The 15075-nt window shown below is 53.6% G+C and carries 13 protein-coding genes; 2 read left to right on the top strand and 11 right to left on the bottom strand.

Features of this window, described 5'->3' with window-relative positions; translation table 11 throughout:
• Positions 1–197 precede the first annotated feature (197 nt).
• From ACR0B5_RS11290 to ACR0B5_RS11275, 4 genes are all read right to left on the bottom strand, one after another.
• Positions 198–659 (bottom strand): Crp/Fnr family transcriptional regulator, encoded by a 462-nt coding sequence (locus ACR0B5_RS11290; protein ID WP_480540439.1) that lies wholly within the window; start codon positions 657–659, stop codon positions 198–200.
• 164 nt (positions 660–823) lie between these two features.
• Entirely contained in the window at positions 824–3967 is a 3144-nt protein-coding gene (locus ACR0B5_RS11285) for an efflux RND transporter permease subunit (RefSeq protein ID WP_480540437.1), read from the bottom strand.
• 1 nt (position 3968) lies between these two features.
• Complete coding sequence (locus ACR0B5_RS11280; RefSeq protein WP_480540435.1) at positions 3969–5096, bottom strand: efflux RND transporter periplasmic adaptor subunit; 1128 nt, start codon at positions 5094–5096, stop codon at positions 3969–3971.
• Positions 5097–5491: 395 nt separating this feature from the next.
• The gene (locus ACR0B5_RS11275; protein WP_480540433.1) at positions 5492–7342 is read right to left on the bottom strand and encodes a bifunctional 2',3'-cyclic-nucleotide 2'-phosphodiesterase/3'-nucleotidase; all 1851 of its coding nucleotides are present in this window, start codon (positions 7340–7342) and stop codon (positions 5492–5494) included.
• On the opposite strand from ACR0B5_RS11275, the gene ACR0B5_RS11270 reads away from it, so the two are divergent.
• Entirely contained in the window at positions 7326–7520 is a 195-nt protein-coding gene (locus ACR0B5_RS11270) for a hypothetical protein (protein ID WP_480540431.1), read from the top strand. The two genes, ACR0B5_RS11275 and ACR0B5_RS11270, sit on opposite strands and share 17 nt — an antisense overlap.
• Positions 7521–7987: 467 nt before the next feature.
• On the opposite strand, the gene ACR0B5_RS11265 is transcribed toward ACR0B5_RS11270, so the two are convergent.
• Together ACR0B5_RS11265 and ACR0B5_RS11260 are read right to left on the bottom strand one after the other, a co-directional pair.
• Positions 7988–8479: a P-loop nucleotide/nucleoside kinase family protein gene (locus tag ACR0B5_RS11265; protein WP_480540429.1), complete on the bottom strand. Its 492-nt coding sequence runs from the start codon at positions 8477–8479 to the stop codon at positions 7988–7990.
• A gap of 16 nt (positions 8480–8495) precedes the next feature.
• Positions 8496–9395, bottom strand: coding sequence for a LysR family transcriptional regulator (locus ACR0B5_RS11260; RefSeq protein ID WP_480540427.1), 900 nt, complete (start codon positions 9393–9395; stop codon positions 8496–8498).
• A gap of 105 nt (positions 9396–9500) precedes the next feature.
• Between ACR0B5_RS11260 and ACR0B5_RS11255 the strand changes: the two genes are divergently transcribed.
• Entirely contained in the window at positions 9501–10139 is a 639-nt protein-coding gene (locus tag ACR0B5_RS11255) for a class I SAM-dependent methyltransferase (RefSeq protein WP_480540425.1), read from the top strand.
• A 284-nt stretch (positions 10140–10423) separates the two neighbouring features.
• Here the strand turns inward: ACR0B5_RS11255 and ACR0B5_RS11250 are convergent, their stop codons facing one another.
• The 5 genes from ACR0B5_RS11250 to ACR0B5_RS11230 all read right to left on the bottom strand — a co-directional run bounded on the left by ACR0B5_RS11250 (position 10424) and on the right by ACR0B5_RS11230 (position 15071).
• Positions 10424–10909 (bottom strand): DUF3124 domain-containing protein, encoded by a 486-nt coding sequence (locus tag ACR0B5_RS11250; protein WP_480540423.1) that lies wholly within the window; start codon positions 10907–10909, stop codon positions 10424–10426.
• A 355-nt stretch (positions 10910–11264) separates the two neighbouring features.
• Entirely contained in the window at positions 11265–12281 is a 1017-nt protein-coding gene (locus ACR0B5_RS11245; RefSeq protein WP_480540421.1) for a D-cysteine desulfhydrase family protein, read from the bottom strand.
• A 16-nt stretch (positions 12282–12297) separates the two neighbouring features.
• Positions 12298–13026 carry a TSUP family transporter gene (locus ACR0B5_RS11240; protein ID WP_480540419.1) on the bottom strand — a complete coding sequence of 243 codons (729 nt, stop codon included), beginning with the start codon at positions 13024–13026 and terminating at the stop codon, positions 12298–12300.
• Positions 13027–13063: 37 nt separating this feature from the next.
• Positions 13064–13804: an aspartate/glutamate racemase family protein gene (locus ACR0B5_RS11235; protein WP_480540417.1), complete on the bottom strand. Its 741-nt coding sequence runs from the start codon at positions 13802–13804 to the stop codon at positions 13064–13066.
• A 28-nt stretch (positions 13805–13832) separates the two neighbouring features.
• Positions 13833–15071, bottom strand: a complete 1239-nt coding sequence (locus tag ACR0B5_RS11230; RefSeq protein WP_480540415.1) for an NAD(P)/FAD-dependent oxidoreductase — start codon at positions 15069–15071, stop codon at positions 13833–13835.
• Between the last annotated feature and the right edge of the window lie 4 nt (positions 15072–15075).

Below are 15075 nucleotides of genomic sequence, written 5' to 3'. Positions count from 1 at the left end.
GCTTAATCTAAAGGCCTATCTCGATGAGATGTGGAGCGAAGACGAAACAACTACTGTTTCTTTGAGGGCTGGAAAGGGTCTGGCTCGACGAGACGAAAAAATTGCGGAAGATCTTGAGGCCCAATTCAAGATGATTGCGGTCGCCTATGCCACTGGAGAATTGGATGAGATCGACCGCGTAGTTAACTACCTAGCGTTCATACGTCGCATGAAAAAGCAGGGTGTTTACGAAATTGGACAATGGAGCGATGAGGACCCAGATGGCGGCGCGCGGAAAAGACAGTGATGACGATATCTGACATCTCCGGAATGCGCGACATTGCGTCCAGCATCTTCTCGCGCGGGACAGAGATGGCACGTGTGTTCTCTCTGGCACGCATAGGCAGCGAATAGACCCCGCCGCTGAGAAACGCGATCTCTCCCAGGAACTGCGTCGGCCCAAGGGACGTAGGTAGATAAGCCTCTCGCGTTTGTGGATCAATTACCTCAACCCGACCGCTGACAATGTAGATGAACTGGTCCATTGGATCGCCAACCTCAGCGATCATTTGGCCTGCTTCAAAACTCACTTCAGTGCCTAACGCTTTCAAGGTTTCGACATGGCTCTGGTGCAAAGGCGTTCGCGTCATTTCGCGAAGATTGGCAGCTAGGCTCTCCATGTGCAGTTCTCCTGACGATCAGCGCTGCTACAAGACCTAGCGGCTATTTCGAGATTTTCACCCTTTCATTCGGCACTAAGGCTTCCGCCTTAGAACTGCCGACGTTTCGCATGCTGTTTCCCGTGCAATGAGCCATGCAATGCAACGGTCACTGCACCATTGGCCTACGTCGTGGTTTGCCGCATCGGGAATACCGTGCGCATGGCCACATAAAAAACAGGTGTGAAAAACAGTCCAAGCAGAGTTACACCCGACATGCCAAAGAATACTGCCGTTCCAAGAGCCTGTCGCATCTCTGAACCGGGACCGACTGCAATCATCAAGGGCACAACGCCGAGTATAAACGCGAATGCAGTCATCAGTATTGGCCGCAAGCGCAATTGGCTGGCCTCGACAGCGGCATCAATAGCCGACAACCCACGTTCTTCCTGCGCTTGTTTGGCGAACTCCACGATCAGAATGGCATTCTTTGCGGCAAGCCCCACAAGAACAATCAATCCAACCTGCGTCAGAATATTGTTGTCCATACCTCGAAACATCACCCCCAGCATCGCGCCCAATACAGCCAGTGGAACGATCAAAATAATGACCAACGGAAGCGTCCAACTTTCGTAGAGCGCCGCGAGAAAAAGAAAGGCAAACAGCACCGAAAATGCAAAAATATATGCTGCCGTATTGCCCTGATTTCGTTCCTGCAAAGCAAGCTCGGTCCATTCAAAGTCCAACCCCGGCGGCATGACGGCTTCTGCGAGTGCTTCCATCTCCAGCAATGCCTGACCCGTTGACACACCGGGTGCTGGCGAGCCCTGAACCGGCACAGACACCTGTTGATTATAGCGCTGAACCAAGGCGGGCCCCGCGGTTTCGCGGACGGTAACCAAGGTGCCCAACGGAACCAAAGCTCCTGTTGCGGAACGGACTCGCAGACTTCGAATATCACTCTGGTTCAGACGGAACGGCTCGTCCGCCTGCGCGCGCACCTGGAAAAGACGCCCGAAAGCATTGAAGTCGTTCACATAGGCAGACCCGAGGTTGATCGAGAGTGCTTCGAATATTTCGCCAATCGGGACATTGAGCATTTGTGCCCGAACGCGATTGATCTCAAGGTACAGCTGCGGTGATCCGGACGAAAAGGTTGTGAACACGCCCTGAACCTTGTCCGACTGGCTTGCACTGCCCATGACTGCATAGGCAGATTGCAACACGCGGGACATGTCTGCGCTTTCAAGTTCCTGAAGCTGAAGCTTGAAACCGCCACCAGTGCCAACCCCGCGGACCGCAGGAGGTGCAATGGCGATGATAAAGGCTTCGCGCAGGGCCTGCATCCGGCCAAAAAGTTGGCCCACAATAGCACCTGCAGTCAGCCCGTTTTCCTGACGGCTTTCGAAGCTCTCGAAGGTGGTGAAAATAACACCTTGATTGCTTGCATTGGTAAACGTCGCCCCCGAGAAACCCGCAAATGCCACAGCATTTGTGACCCCGGGTGTTTCCAATGCTATCTCAGTCGCTTGCCTGATGATATCGTCGGTCCGGTCCAGTGCTGCACCATCTGGCAGTTGCACCACGACGATGGCGTATCCTTGGTCCATTTCCGGGATGAACCCGGTCGGTACTTTTGTCGTGATCCAATATGTTCCGCCCATCAATCCGGCAAAAACCAACAGAACGATGCTGCGCATCCCGGTTGAACCAGACAATGCGCGCACGGTCCGACCATAAGCGGACGCCATTGCGTCAAACCCCCTGTTGAAACCGTTGCTAAGTGGGTCTGTGACAAAGGCCAGCGGGTTTCTTGTTGGTACACTCGAGTTTGGCTTCAAAATCACGGCGGCCATCGCTGGCGAAAGGCTAAGTGAATTGATGGTCGAAATAACTGTTGCGACGGAAATCGTAACAGCAAATTGCCTGTAGAATTGGCCGGTAATGCCGGGAACCAAAGCGGCTGGCACAAAGACAGCAATCAGAACCAGTGTCGTTCCGATGATTGCATTTTGGACTTCGTCCATGGTGCGGGCAGACGCATCCTTCGGAGACATGCCGTTTTTGATGTTTCGTTCAACGTTTTCGACCACAACGATGGCATCATCCACGACGATCCCGATCGCCAGAATAAGCCCGAACAGCGTCAGCAAATTCAGAGAGTATCCAAGCGCCAGCATCACTGCAAATGTCCCGATAAGCGATACGGGAATGGCAATCAACGGTATGATGGCCGTTCGCCAGCTCTGAAGAAAAACAACGATCACAACAACAACCAGCAATACGGCTTCGAACAAAGTTCGATAGACCGCGTTCACCGAGGCTTCGATGAATTCTGTAGGGTTGTAGACCACCTGATACTCAAGCCCGGATGGGAAATCCTGTGACAGCTCTTCAACTACGGTCAATATCTCATCTGCCGATGCCAATGCGTTCGAACCCGGTCGCTGAAAAATGCCAAGGGCCACAGCCGGTTTGTTGTTAAGGTACGAGTTTGTCACGTAGGAGCGTGCTCCGATTTCAACCCGCGCCACATCCCTAACTCGTACGACGCGCCCGTCGTCAGTCGACTTGACGATAACGCGACCGAATTGGCGTGGATCTTCCAATCGACCTTGCGTTGTGAGCGTCACTTGAAAGGCGCTGTCGGTCGCATTGGGCGGTGATCCCAAGGAACCGCCCGAAACCTGAACGTTTTGTTCGCGCAGCGCCGCGACGACATCTCCGGACGTCAATCCTAGCGAGCCAAGCCGGTCCGGGTCCAACCACACGCGCGCCGAAAACTCCCGTTCACCGAAAATAATCAGATCGCCAACACCATCAAGACGCACAAGGCGATCTCTGACACGCGAACGGGCGTAGTTGGATACATAAAGTTGGTCAAAAGTCTCATCGGGCGAGAGCATATGGATGACCATCATGAGGTCGGGTGAAGACTTGTTCGTCGTCACGCCGAGCGCTCTTACCTCTTGTGGAAGGCGGGGTTCAGCGATGGAAACGCGGTTTTGGACAAGAACCTGGGCAGCGTCGAGATTGGTGCCCAGTTCAAACGTAATCGTCAGCGACATAGACCCGTCAGCCGTCGAATAGGAAGACATGTAGAGCATGCCCTCAACCCCATTGATCTCTTGTTCCAACGGGGTTGCGACCGTGGCGGCAATTGTTTCAGCGTCTGCTCCGGGGTAACTCGCCCTGACCACAATCGATGGAGGCGCGATTTCCGGGTACTGCTCAACGGGCAGTTCGAAATACGCGAGCAACCCAACGATGGTTGTCACAACCGCGACAACGATCGCAAAGATGGGGCGGGTGACAAAAAAACGCCCCATATCAGTTTTCTGCGACTAACGGCAGCTCGATCAATTCCGCAGCAACGACGGTGCCCGGACGAGCACGAACAAGACCTTCGATGACCAGCGTCTCCGACCCATCCAAACCTTCACGCACGACCCTGTAGCCGTCTATTCTGGGGCCCGGTCGGATTTCCTTTGGTATGACATTGCCTTCAGCGTCCACTGTCATCACAAGTCTTCGGTTCTGATCAGAAGCAATCGCCTCATCCGGGATCAGAATGCCCTCATAGGGAAGCGATCCCGGAACGTTGACGCGTCCGAACAGACCAGGTGTCAAAAGCTCATCCGGGTTTCGCAGAACTGCGCGTACACGCATCGTGCCAGTTTCGTCATCAATGCGGTTTTCTGAGAAATCCAGTATTCCGTTCTGAGGCGGTATGCTTCGGTCAGCCACTGTTACCTGAACTTGGAGATTGTCTGCGCCTTCTTGCAGAACGGAACCCCGGGCACGCGCGTCTCGCGCGTATGCCAGAAAATAGCGTTCATCTATGTCGAAATAGAAATAAATCGGGTCGGTCGAGACGATTGATGTCAAAAGGGTATCTTGGGCTATGATCAGGTTTCCAGGATCAACCCGGGCCTGATCGATACGCCCTGACATTGGTGCTCGGATCTCCGAGTACTCCAGATCAAGCTCGGCCAATTCCAGTGCAGCGCGCGCTTGTTCCAGAACACCTTGCGCTGCAAGAAAAGCTTCGCGACGTTGGTCCACCACGCTCTCCGCGATGTTGCCATTTCTGATCAAAGCCTCGGCACGTTCGAGCTGATCAGTCGTAAAGGCACTTGTTGCTTCAGCAATGCTGATCTGTGCCCGGGCTTGTCTTAGTGCGGTGCGAAACTGACGCTGGTCGATCGTAAAGAGCAAATCGCCCTGTTCGACGAGAGTTCCGTCCTTGAAATGCACTTGGTCCAGAAAACCGGAAACCCGCGCTCGGACGTCCACGTCAGCCGCGGCGCCGAAGCGACCGACAAACTCATCATCTTCAACTATGGACTTCACAACCGGCTTTGCCACCGTCACGGGTGGAGGACCCTGCTGAGCCATAAGAGCGCCTGAGAGGGCGATCAAAATGACGGTGGCGATAGGAAAAACCCTGATGATCATGCTCATGCCCCCGGGATAGATGATGACTTAAGGTCAAATCTGCCATCGAACACTTTAGAGTGTTCTAGCACAAAGGGTCTAGTTGATTTGATGTTAGTGATCATTCTGCTCCATTTCTGGACCGCATTCAGCGAACTACGACCAATTTTTTAGCAGTGAGCGAACCATAAGTTTGGCCCAAAGCGGGCGCGCACACCCGAGGCTTGGTGCTACAGCTGCTGTCCGCAGAGCAGACACTACGTTGAACTCAAGTAATGACTGCTACGAGCCCAAAGCAGTCGTTCTTGCTGGTCAGTAATAGCCTTTGAACATCGCAGGAGGGCGGTCAGCACAAGCCCGATGGTAGCTGCTTCAATTGACCCCTAGCTTCCTGAAAACATGCAAATGAGATTGCACTAGAGCTTGATGCGGAAAGCCGCGAAACCGTCTGTGCCATTTCCGGTGTCTTCGATTGAAACGCCTTTGACTTCGCCAATGTAGTCTCGGGCCTTAGGACCGGTCTCGAAAAGCACGGTTGTGTTCTCAAGAGGTGCAAAAGACCAATTGGCGTCCGCTTTTGGGTTGATCGTTCCCTGTTCAACAATATAGCGCACAATGACGTCGCGATTTGTGTCCGGGGCCTCGAATACAATTGTATCACCCAGTGCGCCGGGGAATGAACCTCCGCCCGATGCACGATAATTGTTGGTGGCGATGATGAACTCCATGTCATCAGTGACCGGTTTACCTTGGAAGGACAAATTCACAATTCTGGCTGCGTCGGGATTCACCTCTTCGCCCTTTGGTCCAAAGCGCGACGGTTGTGAAAGGTCGATCTGGTATGTCACACCATCCATTACATCGAAATTGTAAGATGGAAACTCTGGGTTCAGTAGAACCGCGTCCTCTGAGCCTGGCTCGATCTTGTTGAACATTCCGGCCGAACGCTCCAGCCAACCACGCAGCTGAACACCGTTCACGCGCACCGCGCGCACCGTATTTGGATAGAGATACAGATCAGCCACGTTTTTAATAGCAACGTCCCCGACAGGGACGTCGGTGTAGTAGTCGGGGCCTCCGCGACCACCCGCCTTGAACGGCGCCGCCGCTGACAGGATCGGCAAACCCTCGTGCTCGGTGCCTTTCAGCATTTCTTCGACATACCATTTCTGCGCGATTGAAACGATCTGTACAGACGGATCGTCAGCAACCAGTGCGAAATAGCTGTGCAATGGAGCAGATGTTTTTCCGACTGCGCGACGGACATAGGCGAGCGTTTCGTCGTGATCCTTCGCAACCGAGTCGAGAACCTTTTGATCGTCTTCGACCAAAGCGGTGATTGAACGGTCTTCATTGCGTTGAGAAATCGCGCGGGCCTCTGACGTCGTGGTAACCACGCGCCACTCATTTCCGTCCCGTTCCAGCAACAAATCCAGTAAACCAAGATGTGAACCCCAGAAGCCGCCCATGACAGCTGGTTTGCCCATTAGGGTGCCCTTTTCGACATCGATTCCGGGTCGGTCTGAAAATGTCGGCGAGGGGAAGACAAGGTGATTGTGGCCGGTGACCAATGCGTCGATCCCGTCAACACCCGCCAAAACGACGGATGCGTTTTCCATACCGTCGATATGATTGGCGTCGCCGATCCCAGAATGTGAAAGGGCGATGACTAGGTCACACCCTTGTTCTTTCATCTCTGGCACGTATGCCCGAGCAGTTTCGACGATATCACGGGCTTGAACATTGCCTTCCAGGTGCTTTCGATCCCAGTTCATGATCTGCGGCGGTGTAAAGCCAATTACGCCGATTTTGATTGAGTGTTTGGCCCCGTCGCCCGTTTCGATTTCACGGTCGATGATTGCATAAGGTTTGATCAGCGTTTTGTCGTCACGAGGCGTTGCGCCTTGTGCCTTTGAAACATTGGCCAAAACGACTGGGAACTCTGCGCCTGCGAGTGATTTTTCCAGAAAATCCAGCCCGTAGTTGAATTCGTGATTGCCCAGAGTGGCGGCGTCATAGCCAACCGTGTTGAACGCGGTGATTATAGGGTGGGCGTCCCCCTCTTTCATACCGCGCTCATAGGCGATGTAGTCGCCCATTGGGTTCCCTTGAAGAAAGTCACCATTGTCGACCAAGATCGAGTTCGTCGCCTCAGATCGAATTTTGGTGATGATTGAGGCCGTACGGGACAAGCCCACGGTGTCACGGGGTTTGTCAGCATAGTAGTCATAAGGGAACACATGAACATGGATGTCCGTTGTTTCCATTATGCGCAAATGCGCTTGGTTGTTGGCAGCCAAAACTGAAAAAGGATGTAAGGTTATAGCCGCTGCTCCGGCAGTTGTTGCAAGAAATTGGCGACGCGAAATTGACGAGCGGCTGGAAAATGACATGGGTGACCTTTCGAATTGGCTGGCAACGAGAATTGTTGCCGCTTTTGCATAACGATCTTATGACAGTTTTTTCTACCACACTTTGCAGACTTATTTCAGGGGGTTTGGACAAGCACCATGCACCTACTCCTTCGAAGTTGCTCAGTGATTGTCTCAGGTGAAACCAAGCCATGAGTGTTTTGATAGCTTATGTGTAACTTGCTCGGTGCTTCGTAACATTGTCCGTGCTGCAATGATGGCGCAAAACTATTCTGAAGGGGATTGCTGGAGCTTGTTCTGGCCGGTGTGTTGCCCAGGCCCGCCAGTGGCGTACGTTGACCGATAGTCGGCGTGAGCAACATTGCCGGTGTTGCCTCCGCCTTGACCCATGAAGGACCCACTGGCATGCGACTCCTATTATCGTGCGAAATCCGGGCTTAAGACCCCGTGAAAGTTGTCTGTGAGCATTCGCCATCCGTCGATCCAGAGCAGGGGGCGGAACAATGTTTGGAGCCGCCGCGACGCTTTGAATTTCGGGCACTACTGACGGTGAGTTATGATGTTGAAACCTTCTTCGGGTGATGGTGGCACGAAATGCCGCGCAATTCGGCGACATTGATCTTCCGTTGCTGCAAAGGCATGCGCGCCTTCTTTGTTGCGCTCGCGCAGCCGGTGCAGACAAACCTCATCTGGCACATCCAAAAAGTGAAGGTAGTGCTTCGCAGCAGTGTCTTCCAGCAGGTCGCGCATCCAGGCTCTATTTTCAATTGTGTTCGCTGGAAAATCGAGAACAACGGAAACGCCAGCCTTCAGCAGAGAAGCCACGTGACGCCCCATGACCGGTCGCAGTTTTAAAGCGCAATTCACATAGTCCTGAAGGGACTTCATCTGGTCGCCAAACAGGGTGCTAAGCCATTCATCTTCTGAAATAAGCACAGCCGCGTCTCTTTCGGCGAGTTCTGCTGCCAGAGTTGATTTCCCGGAAGCTACTTTGCCGCATAGCAAGTGAAGCGTTGGAATAGCCTGTGACATAAAGCGAACTCCCGGATTACCTGATGGTCACTGCGCTAAGTTGGTCCGCCAGTTGATCAAACACCAACCTGATCCTTCGTGCGGTATGTAATTCGGAGTGCGTCGCCAGCCAAATCGGGAACTTAAACGGCTCGCGGTCGGGAAGCACGCGCTCCACACCCGGCGTTAAGGCAGCCACATCATCCGACATTACACTTATGCCAAACCCTTGGCGCACCAATTCCCAGGATACTATCCCGCTTTGTGAGCCAATCCTGAAGCTTTTTCGGGTGACTTTAATGCCCGCCGGATCGAGAAAGCCGATCATTGTGTCGATGTCCCCGAACCCGACAAAGTCCAATTTCGCAAGTTCATTTTCATTTTTAGGCCGTCCGACCTGATCAAGATACGAAGGTGCCGCGTAAAAATGGGCGCTGGCCTCGGCGACAAGCTTTGCTGTCAGATCCGGCTGAGTTGGGCGTACATGTCGGATCGCGATATCAGCCTCACGTCGCTGTATGTCTCGTATGTCATTTGCAGCAACGATGTCTATCTCTAGTCGAGGTGCTGCAAGTCGAATCTTTTTCAGTATCGGTGGCAGCTGGTAGGCAGACATCACATCGGATGCAGTAATCCTGACTTGCCCTTCAACAGCTTGCGACTGGCTTGTCGCAGTAAGAGAAATCCTGTTTGCCACATCCGCCATTTCTCTGACATGCAACAAAAGCTCGGCGCCAGCGGTCGTTAAATTAAGCGACTTGCCGACTCTTTCAAACAGGGTGATGCCAAGCGCGGTTTCCAGTGCAGCAACTTGACGGCCGACAGTGGGTTGAGTTTGCTCAAGAACGCGCGCCGCTGCGGAAAATGAGCCTTCTTCGGCTGTCGCAAGAAAGGACCGCACCTGATTCCAGTCGAAGTTTATAGCTTTCCAGTTCATGCATTTATGCATAACATTTCTGCAGATTGTAGAAATTCCATAAATGATTGTTTGGATGTAAAGGATACGGCAACAATCTTGTAAGAGAGTAATGAAATGACTGCTTTGTCCAAGGATGCCGCGTTCTGGAGCAAAATCTCGCGAAAGTACGCGGCAGACCCAATCCGAAATATGGAAGGGTATCTGAAAACACTTGAGCTTACGAAGTCGTACCTGAAAGCAGACGACAACGTACTGGAAATCGGGTGCGGGACGGGTTCAACCGCGCTGCTGCTTGCACCGCATGTTGCCCATATCACCGCGACGGATCTCGCTCCGGGCATGATCGAGATTGCCGATGAGAAGCGTGCGAAAGAAGGATTGGAGAATGTCACTTTCAAGGTGGCCGAAGTTCTTGAGCACGGTCTTGACGAAGGGTCTTACGATGCGGTCCTGGCGCACAATTTACTTCATCTCCTGCCCGATTTGGACCAAGCGCTTGAGCACATTTCCGCACTTACAAAACCCGGTGGGTTTTTCATATCCAAAACCGTTTGCGCACCTGAGAGCGGTGGTTTCAAGTATGCGATGATCAGTCGGGTCGCGATCCCAATCATGCAGGCTCTTGGGAAAGCCCCGTTTGTGCATTTTGTGCCTGGATCAGTGCTTGAGAGGAAGATTGCGTCCGCAGGCTTCGATATCCTCTATACGTCTGATCAAGCCTCAATGCTCCAAAGCCGCTATGTTGTCGCGAAAAAATCTTGAAGTTTTGGTTCGTTCAGCGACATGCATTGAAAAGATCTTTGCGTCATATTACGCGTTACTTCTTTTCTGAAATGAACGGAGTTACTTGGCTCTGATTCTGCCTAAAGAAAGATATTGGGAAAGGCCGGTTTGTCCGCCCTGCTACCATCCGAACGCATGGCAGCTAGGGTTGGCTATGAGCCCAAAGTGGGCTCCTGTTGCTGTGGCAATCAAAAAACCAGATAGGACTAAGTATTGGCGCGATGATCGAGTTGGTTATATCGAAACAAAAATAGTGATGGGTGCTACGGTTCTTGTGACAACACTTGACCTCGACTGGTAAACGAGATTCCTTGAGTGCCGCTTCCACCGACCATGATTGCTTCAATGATGGGGGGCTGTACTGGCACTTCTGCCGACCAGGTGACGACGAAGTTCGCGCCAATCCCGTCTCCGACGCTACCAATAGGTACAAGCGCATTGATCGACCCAAATGGCATCAGTTGAACGGGCTCGTTTATGAGAGTTTCCAGAAGCTGCCCCGCTCTGTCGTAATAGTCGACACGCTCAACTTTGATCTCTGATTGAATACTAACGTTGTGTACAACAAGGGTAGACGCGAGGGGCTCGCTGCGGCCCTCCTGCGTGAAAACTCGCGAGTAAGAGGGAACATAAATGACTTGAGAGGTTACAGTCTCCGAAACCTGTGCGATTGAAAGGCTTGGTACGGTCATCAACGAAGCGAAAGCCATTGAGAAGGACCAGAGAGTTCTGCGGGAGAAAAAATTCATGTAGGCGAATGCTCCGTTTCTTCTGTTGTCAAAATGAGCATACGGATGACAAGGTTCGGCGCAAGAATATGTCTGCTTTGTCCCGCCGCTCCGTCATCTACGGGTCTTGCGGATAAGGTCCCCACTTGAGCTCTTGTTGCAGTTGTCGGCATCGGAGCATCAAGTGCTTTAACGGTCATCGAGGCACGGAAAGGGAATTGATTTGATCGTAGGTTTATTCTGTCTACAGGGTGTTCTGGAGGCGGGAAATCAATTCCGCTTTAGGCTTTGGAAGAGCGCGGGTTCGATCCGGGTTATGGTTTTGTTCTCTGTTTTCTCAGTAGGGAAAATTATTTTTGGGGGGGTATTTGCGGATTTAGGATAGGTCGCTTGCCAACTCGTTTTGGTACCCAAAGAGTGCAGGCAACCCACCCGTGTGAATCATGACTACTTTCTGCCCGGTTTGGATTTTTCCTGCGCTTACCAAATGCAACAACCCTGCGAAGGTTTTTGCGGTATAGACGGGATCAAGGAATATTCCTTCTTTGCGAGCCATCTTGTCCAATGCAGCCCGCGTGCCTCCACTGAGTTTGCCGTAGCCGGGAGGCAGCGCTTCGTCCATGACGTTAAGCCTGTCATGCAACGGCGCTGCGTCGATATCCAACAAATCCGCTAGTTTCTGCAGAACGGTTTTCATGCGGGCCATTTGCTTATCGCGATCGCGGCGTACGCAGACGCCAAACACAGAAGCGGTGTTTTCTTCCAAGGCTACTCCAGTCAACAAGCCGCCATGTGTGGCTCCACTACCTGAGGGTACAACAATCGCATCGATATCAGGCATCTGCTGACACAATTCTTGTCCAGCGACGACGTAGCCCAAAGCACCCAAAGGCGGATGGTTTAATCCAAGATGAATGACATAAGGTGTACGCCCTTGCGCCTTCAACTCGTCGGCACGAGCGTGCAACGCAGCGTCCGCACCGACTTCGTCCTCGCCTTCGGGGTAGGTCATGTGTTCGGCACCCAGAATTTGTGCCAGCAACACATTCCCAGAGCTGTAATACGCCTCGCCCATATCGGACACACGCTCTTCCAGTTGCAGGACGGATTGCATGCCAAGTTTTGCTGCGGCGGCTGCCGCAGACCGAACAAAGTTTGACTGAACTGCGCCGGTGATCAGAATGGTATCCGCACCTTTCTGAAGGGCATCACCGAAATAGAACTCAAGCTGCCTCGTTTTGTTTCCGCCAAACCCAAGCCCGGTTAGGTCATCGCGTTTCAGCCAGAGGTCGATGCCTAATTCCGAAGACAACCTGTCCAGCCGCTCCAATGGGGTTGGGCCCGACATGAATTGGGCACGAGGAAATCTGTCCAGTTTGTTGTCTTTTGTCATCGTCTGCCCTTCGAGTTTACGCGATCGCAAATGCGCGATGAAAGAGAACGCCACAGGCTATCAGTGATACCACGCGGATAGCCGTTGTGACCAAGGTCTGAGGCAAATAGGGACCCACTGCACGACCAAAAAAGCTGCCGATCAATGTGAGCGCTACGAAGCCCCATAGCTGCGGGCCATAAGCGAAGGCTTGAGTCTCGGACAGGCTGTGCAACAGGAATGCGATGCCGTATGCCACCAGCGCAATGGGTTGAACCAACTTGGCAACTTCTTTGGCTGGGCGTCCTTTCGCAATCAATCCGAAAACCATTAGCGGGCCGGGCGTCGCTGCCCAAACAGTCGCCAGCCCGGACAAGCCGGAAACGGTCGAAAACCCTGCTGTTCCAATTGAGCGACGTAAGGGCAGCAAGGTTGTCACAAGCCCGATCAGCAACAGGCTGGCGGTTAGGGCAAGGACAAACGCCTCGCTCAGCCAAGGGTATACGACAAGGCCCGCGACCACTCCGATGAGGCATCCGATGATTGCCGTTCGAATGGTCTGTCGGTCGGCCTTCAGCACCTGTCGGTCTGTCGCGACCGCTGAAACGACCGTATTCAAAAGCAGCAGCATTGGAACAGCCGTTGATGTACCAAGCAAGATCATCAAAGGCGGTCCGGCAAGGATGCTAAACCCGATGCCGACGCCGACCTGCAGCATTGCGCCGAGGCCGATGGCAACCATCAGGATGGTTAGGTCGACGGACACTAAAATCCTCCAAGTCCCACGCTATACTGCTGTTCCTTTAGGTCCAAGGCATGATGCCAACATAGGATTTGCGCGTCGCAACGGTATGCGCCATCTGCGCCAGAGTCGTCAAATCGAAGACGGGAAGCTGCAACTCGTCCTGAAGGCGCGCCGCATAAGGCGGTAAATCGGTACATTCCAATACCAGCGATCGTATGTCCGGCGCTTGGTGTTTAAGTCGCCGCGCCGCCTCAAGGACTTCAGCCTCGATGAGATCGGTGTCCATACGGGTGCGCGTGTTTCGTAGGATCACCTCAGCGAATTCGTTGGTGTCCTCTAGGCCTTGTACCGCCACGGGAATGCCCGCCGCTCCGACGCCTTCGAAATGCTTCGGCGTCAGGGCAGATGCATCCGCGGTCAACACGCCCACCGGCGCATTCGCCCCGGTCATGTGAAAGGCCAAAGGCACCTGTATCAAGCTGGATGCAAAGACGGGTACGGAAACAGACGCAGCCAGCTCCTTTTGAAACAAAGCCAGAAATCCGCAGCTTCCCGTGATTGCCCGAACGCCCTCGGCCTCAAGCCGTTGCGCGCCCTTGATAAAGGGTGCCAGTAGATCGGGTGTCGGGTTGTTGAGTAGGGTCGGTACGGTGATGCCGTCGATCATTTCGTAGAGAACGGGAAACGGGAGGCTGGACGGATTCTTGATGTGCCCGGGCGGTTTGGGGAAATAGCTTTCAAGGCACAAAACCCCGATCGAAGCCCCACATATGTTTTGGCCACCTTCGTAAATTGGCATGGTGCTCAGGTCCTTTCGAGTAGGAGATTTAGAAACGGGCCAGCGAGAACGGGTCCAAGTTGATATTCGGGCTGCGTCCGGACACCAGATCCGCCACAAGTTCTCCGGTCTTTGGCGCCATCATCAGCCCGTAATGAGAATGGCCGAAGGCGGCAAAAAGCCCGCCATTTCCGTTCAGCGGCCCAATCGCTGGCAGGCTATCGGGAAAAGAGGGGCGCCGGCCCATCCAGAACTGTGCCTCACCAGTGTTGAGGTCCGGCACCAAAGATTTTGCTTGATCGGTGAGTATTTTTTTCTTGCGCGGATCTGCTGGGGCATCGACACTGCCAAACTCCGCCGTACCGGCAACCCTGAGGCCGCCCTGCATCGAACTTGCGACAACCTTTGCGTCCACATCCATGACCGAGTTGTTCAGTACAGCCGAGGGGGCCGGGAATTCGACGTGGTAACCCCGCTCGGCCACCAACGGCACAGGTATGCCAAGGGGTTTGAGCAGGTCGGCAGACCACACTCCGGCCGAGAGGACAACATTGCGCGCGTGCAGCGTGTCATGTGACGTGGCAAGCTTCCAAATACCGTCTTCGGTGTGGCTCAGCTTGGTGACTTCGGACCGCACAAACTCGGCCCCTTGCGCACGTGCTTTTTCGGCCAATACAGCGCCCAAACGCCCGGGAGACGTTGCGCGAGCCTGACCTTTGATCACAACCGCAGCCTTGAAGTCTTTTGACAGCGCTGGTTCCAGGCGCTGCAATTCAACGCCATCGACACGCTCCAGTTCACCGCCTTTTTCCTGGCGGATCAAATAGCCAAGATCATCTAGGTTAGCCTGCTCAGGGTTGCGGAACGCGTGGATGTAGTAACTGTCCACGATCAGCGCTTCGTGGCCAGTGCCCTGCAGATGCCGACGGTACAGATCAATGGACGGACGACACAAAATCTCCATCGCATCTGAGATTTCGCGAACCGTCTTTTCGCCGGACTTTCCCAGAAAACGCAGCCCCCACGGGATCATCTTCGGCCAGAAGGACGCCCGGACCGAAAGCGCGCTTTTCGGGTCCAACAGCATCTGGGGCAGCTTTTTCCAAATGCCCGGAACGGCCTGCGGAATGATCGACCAGGGTGACACAACCCCGGCATTGCCGAACGAGGTTTCCTGTCCAGGGTCGCTCCGGTCAACAAGACGGACCGGTATGCCCCGTTCTTGCAGCGACAGCGCGCAACAGATGCCGACGATCCCCGCGCCGATGATGGTCACTTGTTCTGTCATCGTA

It is taken from the genome of Ruegeria sp. AG1 (assembly GCF_056541705.1).
Note: the sequence above shows the minus strand (reverse complement) of the source record. Positions and strands in the feature narration are given on the sequence as shown.